23 protein-coding genes and 1 pseudogene are annotated in these 21389 nt (G+C 70.7%); 8 read left to right on the forward strand and 16 right to left on the reverse strand.

Going from position 1 to position 21389, the window contains the following annotated elements:
- Nucleotides 1-25: 25 nt before the first annotated feature.
- Nucleotides 26-307, forward strand: a pseudogene (locus tag P8627_RS06355) (DUF4440 domain-containing protein); the annotation flags it as partial.
- A 6-nt stretch (nt 308-313) separates the two neighbouring features.
- Here the strand turns inward: P8627_RS06355 and P8627_RS06360 are convergent.
- The 3 genes from P8627_RS06360 to P8627_RS06370 all read right to left on the reverse strand — a co-directional run bounded on the left by P8627_RS06360 (nt 314) and on the right by P8627_RS06370 (nt 2328).
- Complete coding sequence (locus tag P8627_RS06360) at nt 314-994, reverse strand: SDR family oxidoreductase (protein ID WP_279966870.1); 681 nt, start codon at nt 992-994, stop codon at nt 314-316.
- A 65-nt stretch (nt 995-1059) separates the two neighbouring features.
- Entirely contained in the window at nt 1060-1815 is a 756-nt protein-coding gene (locus tag P8627_RS06365; protein WP_279966871.1) for an EcsC family protein, read from the reverse strand.
- A gap of 42 nt (nt 1816-1857) precedes the next feature.
- Entirely contained in the window at nt 1858-2328 is a 471-nt protein-coding gene (locus tag P8627_RS06370) for a GNAT family N-acetyltransferase (protein ID WP_279966873.1), read from the reverse strand.
- An 82-nt stretch (nt 2329-2410) separates the two neighbouring features.
- On the opposite strand from P8627_RS06370, the gene P8627_RS06375 reads away from it, so the two are divergent.
- Both P8627_RS06375 and P8627_RS06380 read left to right on the forward strand, forming a co-directional pair.
- Nucleotides 2411-3013 carry a flavin reductase family protein gene (locus P8627_RS06375; protein WP_279966874.1) on the forward strand — a complete coding sequence of 201 codons (603 nt, stop codon included), beginning with the start codon at nt 2411-2413 and terminating at the stop codon, nt 3011-3013.
- A 55-nt stretch (nt 3014-3068) separates the two neighbouring features.
- Nucleotides 3069-3515 carry a cupin domain-containing protein gene (locus P8627_RS06380; RefSeq protein WP_279966875.1) on the forward strand — a complete coding sequence of 149 codons (447 nt, stop codon included), beginning with the start codon at nt 3069-3071 and terminating at the stop codon, nt 3513-3515.
- Between the two features lie 40 nt (nt 3516-3555).
- On the opposite strand, the gene P8627_RS06385 is transcribed toward P8627_RS06380, so the two are convergent.
- Together P8627_RS06385 and P8627_RS06390 are read right to left on the reverse strand one after the other, a co-directional pair.
- A complete protein-coding gene (locus P8627_RS06385) occupies nt 3556-3810 on the reverse strand; it encodes a peptidase (protein ID WP_279966876.1) in 255 nt (84 codons plus the stop codon).
- A 182-nt stretch (nt 3811-3992) separates the two neighbouring features.
- Complete coding sequence (locus tag P8627_RS06390; protein ID WP_279966877.1) at nt 3993-5588, reverse strand: SulP family inorganic anion transporter; 1596 nt, start codon at nt 5586-5588, stop codon at nt 3993-3995.
- A 124-nt stretch (nt 5589-5712) separates the two neighbouring features.
- Here P8627_RS06390 and P8627_RS06395 point away from each other — a divergent pair, with 124 nt between their 5' ends.
- From P8627_RS06395 to P8627_RS06405, 3 genes are read left to right on the forward strand one after another with little or no spacing between them, the layout of a single operon-like run.
- Nucleotides 5713-6576, forward strand: coding sequence for an S-methyl-5'-thioadenosine phosphorylase (locus P8627_RS06395; RefSeq protein ID WP_279966878.1), 864 nt, complete (start codon nt 5713-5715; stop codon nt 6574-6576).
- Nucleotides 6573-7256 (forward strand): DUF2927 domain-containing protein, encoded by a 684-nt coding sequence (locus P8627_RS06400; RefSeq protein WP_279966879.1) that lies wholly within the window; start codon nt 6573-6575, stop codon nt 7254-7256. Before P8627_RS06395 ends, P8627_RS06400 begins: the two co-directional genes overlap by 4 nt.
- A 3-nt stretch (nt 7257-7259) precedes the next feature.
- Nucleotides 7260-7796, forward strand: a complete 537-nt coding sequence (locus P8627_RS06405) for an adenine phosphoribosyltransferase (RefSeq protein WP_279966880.1) — start codon at nt 7260-7262, stop codon at nt 7794-7796.
- Nucleotides 7797-8138: 342 nt separating this feature from the next.
- Here the strand turns inward: P8627_RS06405 and P8627_RS06410 are convergent, their stop codons facing one another.
- From P8627_RS06410 to coxB, 11 genes are all read right to left on the reverse strand, one after another.
- Nucleotides 8139-9563 carry an FAD-binding oxidoreductase gene (locus P8627_RS06410; RefSeq protein ID WP_279966882.1) on the reverse strand — a complete coding sequence of 475 codons (1425 nt, stop codon included), beginning with the start codon at nt 9561-9563 and terminating at the stop codon, nt 8139-8141.
- Entirely contained in the window at nt 9563-10387 is an 825-nt protein-coding gene (locus P8627_RS06415; protein WP_279966883.1) for an MBL fold metallo-hydrolase, read from the reverse strand. The genes P8627_RS06410 and P8627_RS06415 overlap by 1 nt, the downstream gene beginning before the upstream one ends.
- Nucleotides 10388-10470: 83 nt before the next feature.
- The gene (locus P8627_RS06420; protein WP_279966884.1) at nt 10471-11055 is read right to left on the reverse strand and encodes a GNAT family N-acetyltransferase; all 585 of its coding nucleotides are present in this window, start codon (nt 11053-11055) and stop codon (nt 10471-10473) included.
- The gene (locus tag P8627_RS06425; protein ID WP_279966885.1) at nt 11055-12314 is read right to left on the reverse strand and encodes a M16 family metallopeptidase; all 1260 of its coding nucleotides are present in this window, start codon (nt 12312-12314) and stop codon (nt 11055-11057) included. Before P8627_RS06425 ends, P8627_RS06420 begins: the two co-directional genes overlap by 1 nt.
- Nucleotides 12311-13699 carry a threonine synthase gene (gene thrC, locus P8627_RS06430; protein WP_279966886.1) on the reverse strand — a complete coding sequence of 463 codons (1389 nt, stop codon included), beginning with the start codon at nt 13697-13699 and terminating at the stop codon, nt 12311-12313. The genes P8627_RS06425 and thrC overlap by 4 nt, the downstream gene beginning before the upstream one ends.
- Nucleotides 13700-13713: 14 nt before the next feature.
- Nucleotides 13714-14379 (reverse strand): SURF1 family protein, encoded by a 666-nt coding sequence (locus P8627_RS06435; protein ID WP_279966887.1) that lies wholly within the window; start codon nt 14377-14379, stop codon nt 13714-13716.
- Between the two features lie 76 nt (nt 14380-14455).
- Nucleotides 14456-15256 (reverse strand): cytochrome c oxidase subunit 3, encoded by an 801-nt coding sequence (locus P8627_RS06440; RefSeq protein ID WP_279966888.1) that lies wholly within the window; start codon nt 15254-15256, stop codon nt 14456-14458.
- An 11-nt stretch (nt 15257-15267) separates the two neighbouring features.
- Nucleotides 15268-15873, reverse strand: a complete 606-nt coding sequence (locus tag P8627_RS06445) for a cytochrome c oxidase assembly protein (RefSeq protein ID WP_279966889.1) — start codon at nt 15871-15873, stop codon at nt 15268-15270.
- Nucleotides 15870-16058, reverse strand: coding sequence for a hypothetical protein (locus P8627_RS06450; protein WP_347882292.1), 189 nt, complete (start codon nt 16056-16058; stop codon nt 15870-15872). The genes P8627_RS06445 and P8627_RS06450 overlap by 4 nt, the downstream gene beginning before the upstream one ends.
- On the reverse strand, nt 16058-16999 hold the full coding sequence (gene cyoE / locus P8627_RS06455; protein WP_279966891.1) for a heme o synthase: 942 nt from the start codon (nt 16997-16999) through the stop codon (nt 16058-16060). The genes P8627_RS06450 and cyoE overlap by 1 nt, the downstream gene beginning before the upstream one ends.
- Before the next feature lie 4 nt (nt 17000-17003).
- Complete coding sequence (gene coxB, locus P8627_RS06460; RefSeq protein WP_279966892.1) at nt 17004-17885, reverse strand: cytochrome c oxidase subunit II; 882 nt, start codon at nt 17883-17885, stop codon at nt 17004-17006.
- Between the two features lie 253 nt (nt 17886-18138).
- On the opposite strand from coxB, the gene tldD reads away from it, so the two are divergent.
- Nucleotides 18139-19560 carry a metalloprotease TldD gene (gene tldD / locus P8627_RS06465; protein WP_279966893.1) on the forward strand — a complete coding sequence of 474 codons (1422 nt, stop codon included), beginning with the start codon at nt 18139-18141 and terminating at the stop codon, nt 19558-19560.
- 151 nt (nt 19561-19711) lie between these two features.
- Nucleotides 19712-20899, forward strand: coding sequence for a DNA-processing protein DprA (dprA, locus tag P8627_RS06470; RefSeq protein ID WP_279966894.1), 1188 nt, complete (start codon nt 19712-19714; stop codon nt 20897-20899).
- Nucleotides 20900-21389: the final 490 nt, after the last annotated feature.

Consider the following 21389-nt stretch of genomic DNA (forward strand, 5'->3'; position numbering starts at 1 on the left):
TTGCGGCGACGCGGCGGCGGATCGCGCGGCCCTGGCCTCCGGCTTCCTCGGCATCTATCCCGATGGCTTCGCCGGGCGCGACGACCATGTCGGGCAATTGGCGCGCGGCCCGACCGTCGCGGAGTTCCACCTCGACCGGGCGCGGATCACCCCGCTCGGCCCGGACCGCGCCGCCTTGTCCTACCACGCCCGCTTCCGCCGGGTCGGCGCGGAGGTGGAGGAGGCGATGTGGGTCACCTCGGTCTGGCAGCGGGACGGCGACGGCTGGATCAACCTCCTGAGCCAGGACACCCCCGCCCGCGGCTGACGCGGCTCAGGCGTTCCGGTTCGGCATCAGGAAGATTTCGCGCACATCCGCCCGGCCCGGCGCGCCGAGCGCGTGCATCACCGCCGCCGCCACGTCCTCGGGATGCAGGCGGCTGTCGTCCGGCTCGTCGAAGAAGGGCGTGTCGACCATGCCCGGCGCGACCACGGTGCAGCGGCCGCCCCATTCGGTCATTTCCTCGGCGAGGTTGCCGGCGAAGCCGTGCACGAACCATTTCGTCGCGCCGTAGATCGAGCCCTTTAAGTGCCGCCGGCCAGCCGCCGACCCGGTGACCACGAAATGCCCCTTGCGCGGCTTCAGATGCGGCAGTGCCGCGTGGGCGGTGTAGAGGACGCCCAGCACGTTCGCGTGGATCATGTCGTGCCATTCCGACGGCTTGCCGTCCTGCGTGCCGGGTGTCTCGACCCCGGTGCCGGCATTGGCGAAGGCCGCGTCCACACCGCCGAACCGGTCGGCCAGTTCGGCCAGCGCCTCGGCCTGCCGCTCGCGGTCGGCCACGTCGCCCGCGAAGGACACGGCCCTGTCGCCCAGCTCGGCGGCCAGATCGGCCAGCTTGTCCTCGGACCGGGCGAAGAGGCCCACGTTCCAGCCCGCCGCGACGGCCTGCCGCGCGGTTTCGGCCCCGATGCCCGAGGACGCGCCGGTGATGAAAAGGGTCTTGCCGCTCATGGGGCTCTCCTGCGTTGAAGCTCTGCCGTCTCAACGCGCCGCGCCCGGAGCCGGGTTCCGCCCGGCTAGAGAAGCCGCTTCTTGAGATCGTGGGTCAGGTGCTCGATCGGCTCGCCCTCCTGTTCGGCCAGCCGCATCAGGCCGAACTGCACGCCTGCGACCTCCTGGTAGTAGGAGGTGAAGACGTAATTCGTGGCCGCGCCCGCCGCTGCGCCGATCACCGGCACCGCCTGCGCGGCCAGCTTCTGGCCTAGCGGCACGGCCAGCCGGGGCGCGACCTTGGAGATCAGCCCGTGGATCGCGCTGCCGGTCACCGTCAGGCGCATGGTCAGGAAGCTGAGATCGGTCGCGTCGTCGTCATCGAGAGGGCCCGCTGCGGCGAAGACGCGCAGGCAGGCGGCGCGCACCTCGGGTTTGGCGGGGTCGAAGCCGTGCTGGTCGGCGATCGATTGGATCGCGCGCAGGATGATCGTCGTGGTCACCGGAAGCTCGGCCAGCGCGGAGGGCAGGCCACCGAAGCCGCCCGCGGCCCCGGTGCCCACGGTGATCGCGCGGGTCAGCCAGTCCGAGGTGTCGGCGATCCGCCCGCGCGAGGCGGCGGCGGCGGTGAAGCTGCTCTCCAGCGCGGCGGCGGTGGCGCGTTCGAGCCCCTCGCGCACCGGGCCGGGCAGCATGTCGATCAGGCTCTCGGCCTGTGTGCCCACCAGCGACAGAAGCTGCAGCCCCACCCCCGAGGCCTGGCGCATCTTGAGCGCGAGGCGGTCGAGCTCGGCCTCGCGGTCGAGCGGCGGGAAGATCTGGGGATCGGCGAGCGGCGTCATGGCGAAGAATGTGGGGACGGGCCGCCCGCGCGGCAAGATGGCTCAGGTCGCGGGCGTCACCGGGCCGGTCACGCCCGCCCAGTCCCAGACCCCCAGCACGCGGTCGGGATTGGTCGGAGGCGGCATCGCGACCCCGTCGAGACGGGCAAAGCCGAAACGCGCGTAATAGGGCGCGTCGCCCACCAGCAGCACGCGGTCGACGCCCGCGACATGGGCCCGGTCCAGCCCCGACTGGATCAGGAAGGCGCCCAACCCCTCGCCCTGCCGCGTCGGGTGCACGGCGACGGGCCCCAGCAGCATCGCGCCGTGATCGCCGATGCGGACCGGCCAGAAGCGGATCGCCCCGGCCACCTCGCCGTGGCGGCCGCGCGCCACGAGGCACAGGTCGCGCGCCGGGGGAACCTCGTCGCGCAGCCGGTAGGATGACAGCGCCGTGCGCGCAGGGCCGAAGCAGAGATCGAGCAGGGCCTCGACCTCCCACCAATCCGCATCGGTTTCCCGTGACAATTCCATGCGCGCCCCGTGCCCTCGCGCCGTTGTGGCGTTTCCTGCGGGGCGCGGCTAGTCCTGTCGCCGCAACCCCAGGAGCCACGCGATGTTCTACCGCCCCGAGGACGGCCACGGCCTGCCCCACAACCCCTTCAACGCCATCGTCTCGCCCCGGCCGATCGGCTGGATCAGCACCCGCGGCACGCAAGGCGACAACCTCGCACCCTACAGCTTCTTCAACGCGGTGGCCTACGTGCCGCCGCAGGTCATGTTCGCCTCGACCAGCGCAAAGGACGACCGCGAGGGGACCAAGGACAGCGTGGCGCAGATCCGTGAAAGCGGCGTCTTCGCGGTCAATATCGTCGAATACGCGGCGCGCGACGTGATGAACGCCTCCTCGGCAGCGAAGCCCGCGGGCGTGGACGAGTTCGAGATCTCGGGCGCGGTGAAGGCCGAATGCGAAACCATCGACTGCCCGCGCGTCGCCGGCGCGCCCGCCACGCTGGAATGCAAGCTGACGCAGATCGTCCAGCTGCCGGGCGAGGCCAATTTCGCCGTCTTCGGCGAGGTGACGGGCGTGCATATGCGCGACGATTGCCTGCGCGACGGGCGCTTCGACGTCACCACCTTCTCGCCCCTCGCCCGGCTGGGCTATCGCGACTATTGCCAGGTGGAGAGCCTGTTCGAGCTGCAGCGGCCCGACGATTGACTCGGGCCCGCGCGGCGGTGTCCCATCGCCCGGAACATCGGACGGGGGGACAGCCATGCCAGCCATTCACGCCGCGATGGGCAGCGGGGCGGAGAACCGCGCCTTCGGCTTGACGCGCCGGACCCGGGTTCCGACCGAGGCGACGGAGGGCGCCTTCGCGATCTGGGAGGAGGAGATCCCCGCCGGCGCCGGCCCGCCCCTGCATGTCCACGAGCGCGAGCACGAGGTCTTCACCGTGATCTCGGGTCGGGTGCGCTTCGTCGCCGACGGGCGCGAACACGATGCCGGGCCGGGGGACGTGATGATGATCCCGCCGGGCGTTCCGCACACCTTCCAGGGCAAGGAAGACGCGGTCGCCACGGTGATGCTGACGCCGGGGGCGGCCTCGAACTTCTTCGCCGCCGTGACCGAGGCGGGGGTCGATCCGGCCACGGATATGGACGCCGTTATCCGGATCGCCGCCGACCACAACATCCGCTTCGTCGGCCCGCCGCTGGATTGACGCCTCGCGGTTGCGGGCGTTGCCAGAGGCCGGGCCGCGCCTAGCCGCCGGGCAGCATCCAGCGGACGATGCCGTAGAGATAGAGCGCGCTGAACAGGATGTTGAGCCACTTCAGTTGCCGCTCGCCGTGAAGCCAGGCGCAGTAGATCCAGATCACGCAGAACGGCAGGCCCAGCACCATCGGCCAGGGATGCCAGTTCTGGACGATGGCGATGGTGCTCGCCAGCCCGAGGCCGAGGGCCAGCCATTTGAGCTGCTGCTCGCGCGCTGCCAACCGATCCGCGAGCGGGAGCACGGACGATCGAAACAGGCGCATGGCTGCGGGTCCTCCTGGGGCGGGTTCGACGATGTCAGAGAACGGCGCGCCGTCCGGGCGCCCGTCGCGCGAACCCTACGCCAAAAGGCGGTGTTCCGGCAAGGCTTGTGAGGCCCCCGACCATCCCCGCGGCGGGGCGGCCCAGCCGGTTCGCGCCGCCGTCAGTGCCCGCCCAGGATTCCCGTGCGCACGCCGTAATTGGCGGCGATGGCGTAATCGGGATCGTCGTCGCTATCGACCATCAGGTGTCCCGCGCGGGTCAGGAGCTTGTGGCAGTCGCGGCTGAGATGGCGCAGTTGCAGCGTCTTGCCCGCGGCCTCGTACTTGCCGGCCACGGCCTCGATGGCCTGCAGGGCCGACTGGTCGGCGACGCGGCTCTCGGCGAAATCGACGACCACCACCGACGGGTCGTTCTCGGGGTCGAAGAGCTCGACGAAGCCGGTGGCCGAGCCGAAGAAGAGCGGGCCCTTCACCTGGTAGACCCGCGCGCCCTCGGGCGTCTCGTAGGTCGCGGCCCAGATGCGCGTGGCGTTCTGCCAGGCATAGGCCAGCGCCGAGACGATCACCCCCACGACCACCGCGATGGCAAGGTCGGTCAGCACGGTGACGATCGTCACCAGCACGATCACCACCGCATCGGTGCGCGGCACGCGGGCGAGGATCTTGATCGAGTTCCACGCGAAGGTGCCGATCACGACCATGAACATGACGCCGACCAGCGCGGCCAGGGGAATGCGCTCGATCGCCGGCGCGGCGACGAGGATGAAGGCCAGCAGGAACAGCGCCGCCGAGACGCCCGAAATGCGCGTCCGCCCGCCGGATTTCACGTTGATCATCGACTGGCCGATCATCGCGCAGCCGCCCATGCCGCCGAAGAAGCCGGTGACGGTGTTGGCCGCGCCCTGAGCGATGCATTCCTGCGACGCGCCGCCGCGCTGGCCGGTGATCTCGCCCACGAGGTTGAGGGTCAGCAGGCTCTCGATCAGGCCGATGGCCGCGAGGATCAGCGCGTAGGGCAGCACGATCTGCAGCGTCTCGAGCGTCAGCGGCACCATGGGGATGTGGAATTCCGGAAGCCCGCCCGAGATCGAGGCGAGGTCGCCCACGGTCGGCGTGTTCAGCCCCAGGCCGATCACAACCGCCGCGGTCACCGCGATGCCCGCCAGCGGCGCGGGAATGGCCCGCGTCAGCCGGGGCAGGCCCCAGATCACCGCCATCGTCACCGCCACGAGGCCCAGCATCAGCGCGATGTCGGCCAGGGGCAGCCACGCGCCCGAAGCGTCGCGGAACTGCGTGAGCTGCGCCAGGAAGATCACGATCGCCAGCCCGTTCACGAAGCCCAGCATGACCGGGTGCGGCACCAGCCGGATGAACTTGCCCCAGCGCATCACCCCCGCGAGCAGCTGGAGCAGCCCCATCAGCACCACCGCCGCGAAGAGGTATTCGACCCCGTGCTGCGCCACGAGGCTGACCATGACCACCGCCAGCGCCCCCGTCGCGCCGGAGATCATGCCCGGCCGCCCGCCGATCAGCGCGGTGATGAGGCCCACGATGAAGGCCGCATAGAGGCCCACCAGCGGGTTCACCCCCGCCACGAAGGCGAAGGCCACCGCTTCGGGCACCAGCGCCAGGGCGACGGTCAGGCCGGCGAGGATCTCGATCCGCCAGGAGGCGGGCGTCAGGTCGGAGGTCGGCGCGACGCGCAAGTCGGGGGTATCGAAACGGTCGGCGAGGCGCGCCAGCAGGGATCTGGTCAAAACGGAACTCTCGTAAGCGGGGGTTTCGCGCCCCCTAGCAGCCCGGGATCGAAAGCGACAGGGGCGGGACGTTGCGAATTGCCGCGCGCCGGGTCAGGGTCGCCGCGTTCGCATGGGGATGCAGATGGACGAGATCGTCATCGGGATCATCGGGGGCTCGGGCCTCTATCGGGTGGCCGGGTTCGCGGATGCCGAATGGCGCCCGGCCGCGACGCCTTGGGGCGCACCCTCGGACGACCTGCTCCACGGGCGGCTGGGCGGGCTCGGCGCGGTGTTCCTGCCGCGGCACGGGCGCGGCCATGTGCACATGCCCTCCTCGGTGCCCTACCGCGCCAATATCGCGGCGCTGAAGGCCGCAGGCGTCACCCATCTGGTCGCGGTCTCGGCCGTGGGCTCATTCCGCGAGGACATGGCGCCGGGCGATTTCGTCGTGCTGGACCAGTTCGTCGACCGCACGGTGGGGCGCGACGCGTCATTCTTCGGGCCGGGGCTGGTGGCGCATGTCTCGCTGGCGCATCCCACCTGCCCCGCCCTGTCGGCGGCGCTGGCCGGGGCGGCCCGGGCGGCGGGCGCGACGGTGCACGAGGGCGGCACCTACCTGGCGATGGAGGGGCCGCAATTCTCGACCCTAGCGGAGTCGCGGATCTGGCGCGACGGCTGGGGCTGCGACGTGATCGGCATGACCGCGATGCCCGAGGCGCGGCTGGCCCGCGAGGCCGAGCTGCATTATGCCTCCGTCGCGATGGTGACCGATTACGATAGCTGGCATCCCGAGCACGGGGCGGTGCAGGTCACCGACGTGATCGCGACGCTCCAGGCGAATGTGGACCGGGCCGGGGCGATGATCGCCGCCCTGCCCGAGGCGCTGGGCGCGGCCTGCCCGGCGGGCTGCGACCGGGCGCTGGAGCACGCGGTGATGACCGCGCCCGATGCCCGAGATCCCGAGATGGTCGCCCGGCTGCGGCCCGTCGCCGGGCGGGTGCTGTGAGGGCGGCGGCGCTGGCGCTGCTGGTGGCGAGCCCGGCCGCCGCGCAGGAATTCGTCGAGGTGCCGGGACCGCTGGACGACGACGCCTTCTACCGCGCCGTGGCCTGCGCCGCGCCGCCCGGCGGCGCCTGTGGCAAGCCGTTCCTGCGCTGGCCGGCCGCACGGCGCGACGGGCTGACGGTGGGCCTGGCCTCGGTCGCTGAGGGTCTGCCGGACTGGCGGCTGCGGCTCTACGAGGAGGCGCTCGCCGCCGCCATCGCCGAGATCAACGCGCTGGGCGCGGATCTGAGCCTCTCGCCCGTCGAAACCGGCGCCTCAGCCCCCGACATCGCCATCCATGTCGTCGCCACACCGCCCGGCCACGTGATGCGGAACACCGGGGTGCCCGGCCTCGACGGCGCGCTGCTGCCGCTGGGCCGCGTCGCGCTGCGAGCCCGCGACGGCGATATCCGCGAGGCGCTGATCGCCGTCTCCGCCTTCACCCGGCGCCGCGAAATCGCCTCCATCCTGCTGGAAGAGATCACGCAGGGCCTCGGCCTGATGACCGATATCCGCGGGCCCGGCTATGCCCGCTCCGTCTTCTCGGAGGACGGCAATTCCACCACCCGCCTGACCGGGCAGGACGCCATGGCGCTGCGCCGCCACTACCCGCCATCCGGCGAGAGCGCCGAGGAAAGCTGAGACATGAGCCGCAAGACCGTCCGCGACTACATCCGCACCATCCCCGATTTCCCGCATGAGGGGATCCTGTTCCGCGACGTGACGACGTTGTTCGCGGATGCGCGCGGCATGCGGCTCTGCGTCGACCAGCTGCTCGATCCCTATGCCGGGCAGCGCATCGACGCCGTCGCGGGGCTGGAGGCGCGGGGCTTCATCCTGGGCGGGGCGATTGCGCATCAGCTGGGCACGGGCTTCGTGCCGATCCGCAAGAAGGGCAAGCTGCCCGGCCCGACCTTCGCGCAGGATTACGCGCTGGAATACGGGCAGGCGACGGTCGAGGTGCATCGCGATGCGCTGCCGGCGGGCGCGCGGGTCCTGCTAGTCGACGACCTGCTCGCCACGGGCGGCACGGCGCGGGCGGGCATCGCCCTCTTGGAGCGGCTGGGCTGCGAGGTCATGGGCTGCGCTTTCGTCATCGACCTGCCAGATCTGGGCGGACGAAAGGCGCTGGAGGCGATGGGGATGGAGCTGCACACGCTGTGCAGTTTCGAGGGCGCGTGAACAATCGCCGCCGATCGTCCGCTGCGTTAACCTTTTCGTAATCTATCGCTGCCAAATCTGGGACGTGGCAGATGCAGACAGCCACCCATTCCCCCGCGCCCTGCCGGTCCCCCTTGGCAGGGCGCACCTTTTTCCGGGGTTGGCTTGGGCGTCCGCTCCGAAATTCCATGTTTCATGTCAGTATCTTGCGCCCGCGAACCGCGGACGACTGGGCCGCACGCTCTTCCGACCCATGCCGCCGCGGCGGCTAGGTGCGCAGATCGGGCTCGCCCGGTCGGGGCCGGCCGAAAAGGTTAACGTTCGTTAAGAAAGTCGCCGCGGCCGGGCGGCGGGCTGCCGCGCTCAGCGGCGGCGCAGAACGGCGCCGGGGTTCATGATGCCCTTCGGATCCAGCGCGTCCTTGATCGCGCGCATCGCCGCCAGCTTCACCGGATCGACATAGCGCTCCATGTCCTCGACCTTCAGACGCCCGACGCCGTGCTCGGCGCTGACGGAACCGCCATGCGTGTGCACGAGGTCGTGGACGCAGCGCTTGATGGCGTCGCGCTGCGCCGCGTGATCGGCGCGGCTGCGGCCGGGCATGGGAAAGACGTTGTAATGCAGATTGCCGTCGCCGACATGGCCGAAGCAGTTGATCCGGAACGTGCCGATCTTCGCGAGCGCGCCCGGAGCCTCGGCGATGAAGCGCGGGATCGCGGCCAGCGGGACCGAGATGTCGTGGCTGGACACGGCGCCGATCCGACGATTCGCCTCGGGCAGGTTCTCGCGCAGCTGCCAGAAATCCTGCCGCTGGCCCTCGGATTGCGCGATCACGCCGTCGGATACGAGGCCCGCGTCATGCGCCGCCGCGAACAGCCCCTCCAGCGCCGCCTGCGGATCGCCCGCCGCGCCGAGACCGAGATCGATCAGCACCGACCATTCGGGATTGCCCTCGGCGGATAGCGGACGGCGCACCTCCGGCACCGTCTCCTCCAGAAAATCGAGGCCCGTCTTCGAGATCAGCTCGAAGGCCGAGATCCCTTCGCCGATCCGGTCGCGCGCGAGGTTCAGCAGGTCGAGCGCGGCCTGTGGGTCCCGGACGGTCAGCATCGCCGCGCCCTCATGCGCGGGGCGCGGCAGCAGCTTGAGCGTGGCCGCGGTGATGATGCCCAGCGTCCCTTCGGCCCCGATCAGCAGGTGGCGCAGGTCGTAGCCGGTGTTGTTCTTCCGCAGCGGGCTGAGGCCCTGCAGGACCGATCCGTCGGGCAGCACAGCCTCGAGCCCGAGACAAAGGTCGCGGGCATTGCCGTAGCGCAGCACGTTCACCCCGCCCGCATTGGTCGAGAGCACGCCGCCGATCCGGGCCGAGCCCTGCGCGGCGATGGTGAGGGGAAACAGCCGGTTCGCCGCCTCGGCGGCCTCGTGGACGTTCTGCAGGATCACCCCCGCCTCGGCGACCAACGCGTTCTCGGTCGCGTCGATGCTGCGGATGCGGGTCATGCGTTCGAGCGACAGGATGACGGGATCGCGCAGATCGTCCGAGACCTGCCCGCCGACCAGCCCCGTCCCGCCGCCATAGGGCACGATAGGAAGCCCCGCGGAGGCCGCCGCGCGGACGATGCTCGCCACCTCCTCGGTCGAGCCGGGCGCCAGCAGAAGCCCGCCCTGCCCCGCGAAGCGGCCCCGCGGCTCCTCGGTGTAGCGCGGCTCGAGCTCGCGGAAGACGGCGGGGGCGAGATCGGCGCGGAGGCCGTCGGCGAAGGCGGCGATCGCGGGGGCAAGGGTCATCAGGGGTCCGTCACGAAGGAGGGCGAGAGGACGATGATCGTGGGCCGGTCGGGCAGCGTGCGCAAGGAGACTTCCAGGCTGCTCTCGGCGCGGCGCTCGATGGCGAAATCCTCGGCCATGCCCTCAAGGAAGCGCTGCAGCGTCGCCTCGCCGAACCAGTGCATCGGCAAAACGATCGAGGAGCGCAGGCGCTGCAGCACCCGGATCATGGTCGGCCGGTCCAGCGTCAGCCCACCATCGACCGGCGCCATAACCACGTCGAGCCGGCCCAGCGCGGCATAGGTCTCGGCATCGGGCTCGTGATGCAGATGTCCCAGGTGCCCGATGCAGAGCCCGCCCACCTCGAAGACGAAGATGGAATTGCCGTTCGCCTCGAACCCGCCCATGCGCGAGCGGATGTCGGTCGAGACGGAGCGGACCAGCATCTCGCCCAGGTCGAGATGGTGACCCGCGGGTTCGCCCACCGTATCCGACCAGCCGGGCAGAACGTGGTCGATGGCCGGGTCGGGATCCGGCGTCCAGTGCGAGATATGCGCCCGGTTCATCGTCACGACGTCGGGTGCTGCCGCCGCGCCGATGAAGCCCACGTAATCGGTCACCGCGCGCAGCCCGCCCGGCGTCTCGAGCAGGAACATGGCGTGGTCGATATAGTTCAGCCGCACGGTGTAGTCGTCGGGCAGCGGTGCGCCGTAGCTGGCCTTCTGGACGTATTCGAGCCCAGGCGCCTGTGCGATGGCGATGCAGTGGCTCGGGCGGCGGTCCTGCTGCGCGGCGGCCGGCAGCGCCAGCAGCATGCCGAGGGCGAGGGTCAGGAAGCGGGTCATGGCAGTCCTCCTGCCGGGAAGGTTAGCGCGGCCGGCGCGCCGGGCAAAAGCGCCGTCGGCGTCGCAGGCCTCGGGCGCGGCGCTCAGTCGCCGGGCGCGCGGCCCCGCCGGTCGGAGCGCAGCATCGCGTAGAGGACGTGGTTGCGCCAGCGGCCGTCGATCTGGAGATAGCTCTGGGCGACTCCCTCGTATTTGAAGCCGGCCCGCTCCAACAGGCCGCGCGAGGCGGCGTTCTCTTCCAGGCAGGCGGCTTCCAGGCGGCTGAGGTCGAGGCGGCGGAAGGCATGATGCGCCAGCGCCACGATGGCCTCGCGCATATAGCCCTGCCGCGCATGCGGCTGGCCGATCCAGTAGCCCAGCGTCGCCGATTGCGAGGGCCCGCGCCGGATGTTGTCCAAGGTGATCGCCCCCAGCAGCGTACCGTCGGTCTTGCGCGTCAGGAACAGCGCCATCGCGCTGCCCTGCGACTGGCTGCGCTGGGCCCAGTAGACGCGGTTGGTGAAGGATTTGCGCGACAGGTGGTCGGCGGCCCAGGCCGGCTCCCACGGCTGCAGGAAGTCCCGCGAGTTGTCGCGCAGCGCGACCCAGGCGCGGTAGTCGCCATGCTGCGGCAGGCGCAGGACCAGGCGGTCGGTCTCGATCCGGGGCTTGCGGAAGCCGGAGAACATCAGGCGGCGAGCCGGGCGGCGAGCGCCGCCGCATCGGGCGCGCCGGTCACGGGCCCGTAGAGCGCGAGCGCCGGGGCGCTTTCGCTGAGCCGGCCGGCATGGTCGCGGATGGCGGCCACGTCCACGGCGTCGATCTTGGCGATGGATTCCGCCAGGGGCGGCACGCGGTCCCAGATGGCGACGACACGGGCCAGGCGCTCGGCGCGCGAAGACGGCGATTCGAGCCCCATCAGCATGCCGGACTTCATCTGCGCCCGGGCGCGGGCCAGCTCGGCCTCGCTCATGTCGTCGGCGGCGCGCTTGAGCTCGTCGACCGTCAGGCGCGCGAGATCGCCCACGTCATCGGCGCCGGTTCCCGCGTAGATCGTCAGAAGGCCGGTATCGGAATAGGCGCCCACGCTGGCGAAGATCGTGTAGCAGAGCCCGCGTTTCTCGCGCGCCTCCTGGAAGAGCCGCGAGGACATGCCCCCGCCCATCGCGCCGGCGAAGACCTGCGCGGTGTAGATCGCGTCGTCACGATAGCCCGGCTGCGCGAAGCCCAGCGCCAAATGCGCCTGCTCCAGGTCCTTGATCACCCGGGCCTCGCCGCCCCGGAAGCGGCCCGGCGCGGCGGCGGGTTGTTCGAGCGCGGGCAGGTGGCCGAAAGCGGCCTCGGCCATCGCCATGATGGCATCGTGATCGACGGCGCCGGCGGCCGACAGGATCATGCTGTTCGGGCCGTAATGCTGCGCGGTGAAGCGGCGCAGATCGCCCGCGTCGAAGGCCTGGACCCGCTCGGAGGGTCCAAGGATGGTGCGGCCGATGGGCTGCTCGGGATAGGCCGCTTCCTGCAGCCAGTCGAAGATGATGTCGTCGGGCGTGTCCAGCGCCTGCCCGATCTCCTGCAGGATCACGCCGCGCTCGGTCTCGATCTCGCGCGCGTCGAAAACGGGGTTGAGCACGATGTCGGAGATCAGGTCCACGGCCAGCGGCACGTCGTCCTTCAGCACGCGGGCGTAATAGGCCGTCACCTCGCGCGAGGTGTAGGCGTTGATATAGCCGCCCACGTCCTCGATCTGCTCGGCGATCTGCAGGGCGGACCGCCGGGCCGTGCCCTTGAAGGCCATGTGTTCGAGGAAATGGGCGATGCCGTTCTGCTCGGGCATCTCATGGCGGCCGCCCGCGCCGACCCAGATGCCGATGGCGGCCGATTGCAGGCCGGGCATGTGCTCGGTCACGACGCGGAAGCCGTTGGACAGGCGGTCGAGGCGGGTGGTCATGCGGCGCGGGTCTCGTCGATCACCGCCTCGATGGCGGCGAGGTCGTTGGCGACCCTCGTGATGCGCTCGTCGCGCTCGAACAGGTCGCCCATGCGCGGCGGCAGCGCGGGGCGCAGGCCGGTCGCCGCCTCGACGGCGTCGGGGAACTTGGCGGGATGCGCGGTGGCGAGCGTCACCATGGGCGTCGCCCCGAGATGGTCTTCCGCGACCCGCACGCCAATCGCGCCATGCGGGCAGAGAAGCTGTCCGGTGCGGGTGCGGTATCCGGCGATGGCGGCGGCGGTCTCGTCCTCGGAGACGCGGCCCGAGGCATAGGTCTCGCGCAGGCTCTGCAGCGCGCCCTGGCTCACGGTGAAGCCGCCGGTGCGCCGCAACTCGTCCATCAACTGGGACACCGCCGCGCCGTCGCCGTCATAGGCGAGATGCAGCGCACGCTCGAAATTGCTGGAGACCTGGATGTCCATCGACGGCGAGATCGAGGGCGTCACCTCGCCCACGCGGTATTCGCCCGTCGTCAGGCAGCGGTGCAGGATGTCGTTCTGGTTGGTCGCCACCACCAGCTTCTCGATCGGCAGGCCCATACGACGCGCGAGATGGCCCGCGAAGATGTCGCCGAAATTGCCCGTTGGCACGGTGAAGCTGACCGGACGGTGCGGCGCGCCCAGCGCCGTGGCGGCGGTGAAGTAATAGACGACCTGCGCCAGCACCCGGGCGAAGTTGATCGAGTTCACGCCGGCGAGCCCCACGCGGTCGCGGAAGCCGAAATCGTTGAACATGTCCTTCACGCGGGCCTGCGCGTCGTCGAAATGCCCGGCGATGGCGAGGGCGTGGACATTGGCCTCGGACGGGGTGGTCATCTGGCGGCGCTGCACGTCCGAGACGCGGCCATGTGGGTAGAGGATGAAGACGTCGACCGCGTCGAGCCCGCGAAACGCCTCGATCGCCGCCGAGCCGGTGTCGCCCGAGGTCGCGCCGACGATGGTCACGCGGTCGCCGCGGCGCTTGAGCGAGGTCTCGAACATCTGGCCGATGAGCTGCATCGCGAAATCCTTGAAGGCCAGCGTCGGCCCGTGGAACAGCTCCAGCAGGAAATGGTTCGGCCCCAGCTGCACCAGCGGCGCGCGGGCGTCGTGGCCGAAGCCCGCATATGCGCGGTCGATCATCGCGGCAAAATCGTCCTCGGCGAAGGCATCGGCCACGAAGGGCCGCATGATGCGCAGCGCGACCTCCTCGTAGGGCAGGCCGGCGAGCGCGGCGATCTCCGCATGGCTCAGCACCGGCACCTCCTCGGGCACGTAGAGGCCGCCGTCGCGGGCGAGCCCGGTCAGCATCGTGTCCTCGAAGCCCAGAACCGGCGCTTGGCCGCGGGTGGAGATGTAGCGCATGGAGAAACCGCCCCTCAGGTCGTGCGGCGCCTGATACGCCAGAGGAAGAACGCTGTCATCCCCGCCCAGACCAGCCCGAGGCCGAACCACTGGATCGCGTAGCCGAGATGCGAATTGCGGATGCCCTCGATACCGACGGGGACCGGGGTCGGCGCCAGCGCGGGATCGGTGGCGCGGGCCACCACCATGACGGGCGCGGTGCCCAGCAGATCGGCCATGGCGGCGGGGTCGCGGGCGAACCAGGTCGTGCCGTCGGGTTCGGGCGTGCCGGAATTGGCGTCGTCGGGCCAGTCGAGATTGCCGGTCACGGCGACCCGTCCGGCGGGCAGCGCGACCTCGTCTGCGTCCAGCGGCACGACGCCCAGGTCGATCAGGAGCGGCCCCGCGTCGGCCGCGAAGGGCACGACGATCCGGTAGCCGGAGCCGCCGCCGCGCCACGCGCCCAGCACCCGCAAAGGCGCGCCCGTGATCTCGCCCGAGAGCGTCACCGGGCGGAAGCGGTCCTCCTCGGGATCGAGCCCCTCCAGCGCCGTGAGCGGTTCGGGATCGGCGGCGACGCGCCCGGCGATCTCGGCGATGAGCGAGTTCTTCCATTCGAGGCGCTGCAACTGCCAGACGCCCAGCCCGATCAGGACCGCGCAGCCGAGGATGCCGAAGAGAAGCGGGATGACGAAGCGCATGAAACGGGTCCGTTGGAACGGAAAGCGGCGCGGGAGACCCGCGCCGCGATCAAGATGTTGCGGGTGTCGCCCCCGCTCAGCCGCCCCAGATGTAGACGGCGGCGAAGAGGAACAGCCAGACCACGTCGACGAAGTGCCAGTACCAGGCGGCGGCCTCGAAGCCGATATGCTTCTCGGGCGTGAAATGCCCGGCCTGCAGGCGGAACAGGCAGACGGCGAGGAAGATCGTGCCAATGAAGACGTGCAGCCCGTGGAAGCCGGTCGCCATGAAGAAGTTGGCACCGTAGATATTGCCCGCGAAGCCGAAGGCCGCGTGGCTGTATTCGTAGAGCTGGAAGCCCGTGAACAGCGCGCCGAGCGCGATGGCGAGGATCAGGCCCCACTTCATGTCCTGGCGATTGTTCTCATGCACCAGCGCGTGGTGTGCCCAGGTCGCCGCGGCGCCCGAGAGCAGCAGGATAAGCGTGTTGATCAGCGGCAGGTGCCAGGGGTCGAAGGTCTCGATGCCCACGGGCGGCCAGACGCCGTCGACGGCGGGGCTTTCGGGGCCCATCGGATACATGGCGTGCTTGAAGAACGACCAGAACCAGGCCGCGAAGAACATCACCTCGGACATGATGAAGAAGATGAAGCCGTAGCGCAGGCCGATGCGGACGACGGGCGTGTGGTCGCCCGCATTCGATTCGCGGATCACGTCCGACCACCATGCGAACATCACGCCCAGCACGCCCACGAAGCCCGCCGCGAAGAGCCAGGGGCCCGAGCCCTTCATCCAGAGAACGGCGCCGATCAGCATGAAGAAGCCCGCGACCGCACCGATGAAGGGCCAGATCGAGGGCGGAAGGATATGGTAGTCGTGGTTCTTCGCGTGGGCCATTTCCGTGCCTCTCAGTTGGTCGTTCGGGCGGTGTCTGCATCCGCGCCCTCGTTAAGCGCGGCGTAATCCGCGGGCAAGTCCGTCACGTGGAAGGTGTAGGACAGCGTGATCTCGGGGATGCCCTTCGCCTCCGGGTCGTCGAGGATTTCGGGATCGACGTAGAAGGTGACCGGCATCGCGATGGTCTGGCCGGGCTCCAGCACCTGCTCCTCGAAGCAGAAGCAGTCGATCTTCACGAAATGCGGGCCCGCCGGATAGGGCGCGACGTTGAAGCTGGCCGTGCCGGCGATGGGCTCGTCGGTCGGGTTGTGCGCCTCGTAGAAGGCGAGGTTCGTGGCGCCGATATTGACCCGCATCGAGGTCTGCTCGGGCCGGAACTCCCACGGCATGCCGCGCTCGCGCGAGGCGTCGAAACGCACCAGCACCTGCTGGTCCAGCACGGTGGGGCCGTTCGCGCCGGCCTCGGCCCGCGCGGTCGTCCCGCCATAGCCGGTGACGCGGCAGAACAGGTCGTAGAGCGGCACCGCCGCCCAGCCCAGCGACCCCATGCCCAGCACCACCGCCACGGTCGACGCGACGACACGGGAATTCGGGGACATCTGCGACCAGCGGGTCATTGGCTCTCCTCCTCGACGGGCAGCATACCCGGGCGGGCGACATGGTCGAACCCCTCCGAGAAGCCCCCGGTCTGGATCTTGGCTACGGTCACCCCGAAGACGATCAGGATGAAGGCCAGAAGGACGCCGAGGATGCCGAAATTCCGGCCCTTGCGGCGTTGGTGGACTTCGTGTTCGACGCGCATCACCAGCCTCCGAAGGGCAGCGCGGCCTCGATCACGAAGACCGAGAAATGCGCGAAAAGATAGACCAGCGACCACTTGAACAGCCGCTTCTCGGCGGCGTGGTTGTCGGCGTCGCTATCGGCATCCGTCCGGCGCCAGACCGCGAAGGCGTCGCGCAGGAAGACGGCGTTCAGAACCAGCGCCACGGCCAGGGTCAGCGGCCCGCCGATCGCGGTCAGCGCCGTGGCCAGCGACACCCCCGCCAGGCCCACGGCATAGAGCCAGGTCTGGCGGCGCGTCTCGGGGCGGCCATGGGTGACGGTCAGCATCGGGATGCGGGCCTCGTGGTAGTCGAGCTTCACGAAGAGCGCGAGCGCCCAGAAATGCGGCGGCGTCCACATGAAGATCAGCGCGACCAGAAGCCAGGCCTCCAGCGGCGTGCCGCCGGTGGCCGCGGCCCAGCCGATCATCGGGGGGAAGGCGCCGGCCAGCCCGCCGATGACCGTGTTCCACGAGGTCGTCCGCTTGAGCCACATCGAGTAGATCACGGCGTAGAAGAAGATGGTGAAGCCCAGCCAGAAGGCCGCGACCCAATTGGCCGTCAGCCCCAGCATCACGACCGAGACGCCCGACAGGAACAGGCCCAGCGCCAGCGCGTCGCCCGGGCTGACGCGGCCCGAGGGGATCGGGCGCTTGCGGGTGCGCTTCATGACCCGGTCGATATCGGCGTCGAACCACATGTTCAGCGCCGCCGACGCGCCCGCGCCCAGCGCGATCCACAGGATCGAGGTCGCCGCCAGCACCGGATGCATCTGCCCCGGCGCCACCAAGAGACCCACCAGCGCGGTGAACACCGACAGCGACATCAGCCGCGGCTTCAGCAGCTGCCAGTAATCGCGCAGGCCCGCCTCGTCGGAGGCGGGCCGGGTCGCGGTGGCGATATGCAGGCTGGCGTCGGTCAAGGGGTCACCAGGTCTCCAGCTCGCCGGCCTTCACGGCCTCGAGCCACTGGGCATAGGCCTCCTCGGAGACGACCTTCACGGTGATCGGCATGAAAGCGTGGGCGATGCCGCAGAGCTCCGAGCACTGACCGAAATAGATGCCCTCTTCCTCGGCCTCGAACCACAGCTGCGCGAGGCGGCCGGGGATGCCGTCCTGCTTCACGCCGAAGGACGGGATGGTCCAGGAATGGATCACGTCGAGCCCGGTGACCTGCATCACGATGGTCTTGCCCACGGGCACGACGACCGAGGTGTCGGTGGCGAGGCGGAACTGGTCCTCGGTATAGCCCGCGGCGATCAGCTGCGCGCGCGAGTCCTCGGTCAGCATGTTCCCGGTATCGGCCCCGATCATGTAGCTCTGGAAGGAGATGTCCTCCTCCGGGTACTCGTACTCCCAGGCCCACTGGAAGCCCGAGACCTTCACGACCACGTCGCCCTCGGGGATGCGCTGCTGGTCGAACAGCACCGGCAGCGAGAAGGCGCCGATCGACACGAGGATCAGGATCGGCACCAGCGTCCAGGTGACCTCCAGCGGCGAGTTGTGGGTGAACTGCGCGGGGTCGTCGTTGGACCGGCGGTTGTACTTGACGATGACCCAGGCAATCAGGCCGGTCACGAAGAGCACGATGATCGTGATCATCACCAGCAGCAGGCCGTCCAGCCAGTGGATGTCGCGCGCCAGCGAGGTCGCCGCCGGCTGGAAGCCGATGCCCCCGGTCGAGGGCTGGCCGATGATCGGCAGCTCGCCGAAGATCTCGGCCGCCGTGGTCTGGGCGGCGGCGGGCAGTGCGGTCAGGGGCGCGATCAGGCTGGCGCCCAGCGCGGCGCGGAGGTTCGGCATCTTCATTCCGGTCATCCTGTCTGGCGGGATCCGGTCGGGCTCCCATTCGAAACTTGGGGCCAAAGATCATAATCCGGGGGGTATTCGCAAGGGTGCCGGGGTCATCTGTCGCACCTGTTTCGGGCCCGTTCCGGGGGTTGCCGCAACGGCGTTTCGGGCCCGCCGCGCAGGCCCGTGGCCGGGAATCGCGCGCGGCCCCTATGGTCCCGCGCCCTGCGATCCTATCTGTTGCCCTGACCGCCCCGCAGGAGACGCCCCCATGACCGACGCCCCGTTCCGCCCCTTCGAGACCGATCTCGACCGCGACGCCGCGCTGGGCCTGCTGCGCGCCGCGACCGCCGGGGCCGATGACGGCGAGCTCTTCCTCGAGCGGCGCCGGTCCGAGGTCATCGTGTTCGATGACGGGCGGGTGCGGACCGCGAGCTTCGACGCCTCCGAGGGCTTCGGCCTGCGCGCCGTGCGCGGCGAAACCGCCGGCTACGCGCATTCGACCGAGCTGAGCGAGGCGGCGCTGCGCCGCGCGGCCGAGACCGCGCGCCTGGCCGTGGGCGATGGCGGCGGCACGCTGGCCGACGCGCCGGCCAAGACGAATCGCAAGCTCTACGGCGATGCCGACCCGATCGCGGGTCAGGGATTCGCGGTGAAACTGGATACCTTGCGCGAAATCGACGCCTTCGCCCGCGCCCTCGACCGCCGGGTGGTGCAGGTGACGGCCTCGATGTCGGCCTCGCTGCAGGAGGTCGAGATCCTCCGCCCCGAGGGCCTGTCGGTCTCGGATGTGCGGCCGATGGTCCGGCTCAACGTCTCGGTCATCGTCGAGGAGAACGGACGCCGCGAATCGGGCAGCGCCGGCGGCGGCGGGCGCATCGGGCTCGACGGGCTGATGACCCGCGACCATTGGGAGGGGCTTGCGCGCGAGGCGCTGCGCATCGCGGTGGTGAACCTCTCCGCCGTGCCCGCACCGGCGGGCGCGATGGACGTGGCGCTGGGACCGGGCTGGCCCGGCATCCTGCTGCACGAGGCCGTGGGCCACGGGCTCGAGGGCGATTTCAACCGCAAGGGCCAATCCGCCTTCGCCGGGCTGATGGGCGCCCGGGTCGCCGCGCCCGGCGTGACGGTGCTGGACGACGGCACGATCCCCGACCGGCGCGGCTCGATCAGCGTGGATGACGAGGGCACGCCCTCGGGCAAGAATGTGCTGATCGAGGACGGCATCCTCGTGGGCTACATGCAGGACCGCCAGAACGCCCGGCTGAGCGGCAACGAACCCACCGGGAACGGGCGCCGCGAAAGCTATGCCCACGCGCCGATGCCGCGCATGACCAACACCTACATGCTGGGCGGCGAGGCCGATTCCGCCGATATCGTCGCCGACGTGAAGGACGGGATCTGGGCCGTGGGCTTCGGCGGCGGGCAGGTCGATATCACCAACGGCAAGTTCGTCTTCTCCTGCACCGAGGCCTACCGGGTGCAGAACGGCCGCGTCGGCGCGCCGGTCAAGGGCGCCACGCTGATCGGCGACGGCGCCACCGCGCTCACCCGCATCCGGGCCATCGGCAACGACATGGCGCTGGACCCGGGCATGGGCAATTGCGGCAAGGCCGGGCAATGGGTGCCCGTGGGCGTGGGCCAGCCGACCCTGCTGATCGGCGGCATCACGGTGGGCGGCTCGGCCACCTGACCGCGCCCGGCGGCGCGGGCGGGCCGGGGCTCTGCCCCGGACCCCGAAGTATTTCTGGCCAGAGGAAGACCGGCACAGCCCGCGCGGGCCGGATCGATGGCGCGGGGCCGCATTAACCAATTCGTAACCCGAGGCCGGCCAGATGTGAGGCATGGATTACGACCTGCCCGAGCTTCTGCGCGTGCCCGAAACCCTGGCAGAGGGGCCGCTGCCGCTCTTCGATGCGCCGCCGCCGCAGGACGAGCTGTTCGCGCGGCTGCGGCTGGCGCGATCGCGCCGCGTGGGTCCCGCGACCTTCCGGCGGCTGATCGCCGCGCATGGCGATGCGAGGACCGCGCTCGCGGCTTTGCCCGAGATCGCCGCGCAGGCCGGCGACCGCGACTACGCCGCCGCCGACCCCGAGGAGATCCGCCGCGAGGTGCGCGCCGCGAAGAAGGCGGGCGCGCGGCTTTTGACGCTGGGCGCGCCGGGCTATCCGAAGCGGCTGGAAGAGGTGTCGGACGCGCCGCCCGTGCTCTGGGTGCAGGGCGAGCCGAAGCTGCTGGCGCGGCGAACGGTGGCCGTGGTCGGGACGCGCAACGCCTCGAGCCTGGCGCTGCGGATGGCGCGCGCGCTGGGCCGCGACCTCGCGGCGGCCAGCGTCACGGTCGTCTCGGGCCTCGCCCGCGGCGTCGATGCGGCCGCCCATGACGCCGCGCTGGCGGGCGGGACCGCGGCGGTGCATGCGGGCGGGCTCGACTGCCCCTACCCGGCCGAGAATACGGGGCTCGCCGCGAAGATCGCCGCCGAGGGCTGCGCGCTGTCGGAACGGCCGATGGGCCTCCGGCCGACCGCGCGCGACTTCCCGCGCCGCAACCGGATCGTCTCGGGCGTCGCGCAGGCGGTGATCGTGGTCGAGGCGGCGGCGCGCTCGGGCTCGATGATCACGGCGCGCGACGCGGCCGACCAGGGGCGCGAGGTCTTGGCCGTGCCGGGCCACCCGTTCGACACGCGCGCCGCGGGCTGCCTGATGCTGCTGCGCGACGGGGCGACCCTGCTGCGCGGCGTGGATGACGTCCTGGAAGTGCTGGCGCGGCTCGACACGCCCGGGGCGCAGGACGAAGCGCCGCCGCCCGCCGCGCAACCGCCCGTCATGGCGCCGCCGGCCCCCGACAGCGCCGCGCTGCAGGCGCGCATCCTCGCCCTGCTCTCCCCGGTCCCGGTCGCGGAGGACCAGTTGCTGCGCGACCTGAGTGCCGGGGGCGCGCTGCCCGCCGCCGCGCTCGCCGCGGAGCTGTCCGAGATGGAACTGGCCGGACGGCTGTCCCGCCGCGCGGGCGGCGGCATCGTCAGCGTCTGACCCCGGAGACGGGAGGCTCTAGGCCGGGCGGCGCGTGCGATCCGGTCCGGGCCTATGGCCGCAGGGCCGGAGAAACGCGCCCGGACCCGGCTCCAACTGCCTGCGAGCCGCTTGCGGACGCGCTGGAAGGTCGAGCGCGATCAGAATGGGACGACCCAATGGAGAGCCCTCGGATCGCGCGCGACACCGCGCCGGGCGGGCCAGCGGATGCCCGCGACCACGCATCCGATCGGATCCCGGTGCAAGCCCGCGCCGTTGCCCCTCGGCGCGCCCGGACCGATGACCCGCCCCGATCCCGGCCGCGCCGCGAGAGCGATCACGGACCGCTCCGCCCGCCGCGAAAATACGCCCCGTAGGGGCGGCGCCGGGGACGCGATTTCGCCGCCCCGTCGCGGCATTGACAAATTCCGGACCCTCGCCACATGGTCCCCGGCCCAAGGCCCCAAGCCATTGGCCCGCCATCCGTCCATCCGTTTTCGAGGTTCCGCCA

Origin of the sequence: Jannaschia sp. GRR-S6-38 (genome assembly GCF_029853695.1) — a bacterium.
Classification (GTDB): Bacteria; Pseudomonadota; Alphaproteobacteria; order Rhodobacterales; family Rhodobacteraceae; genus Jannaschia; species Jannaschia ovalis.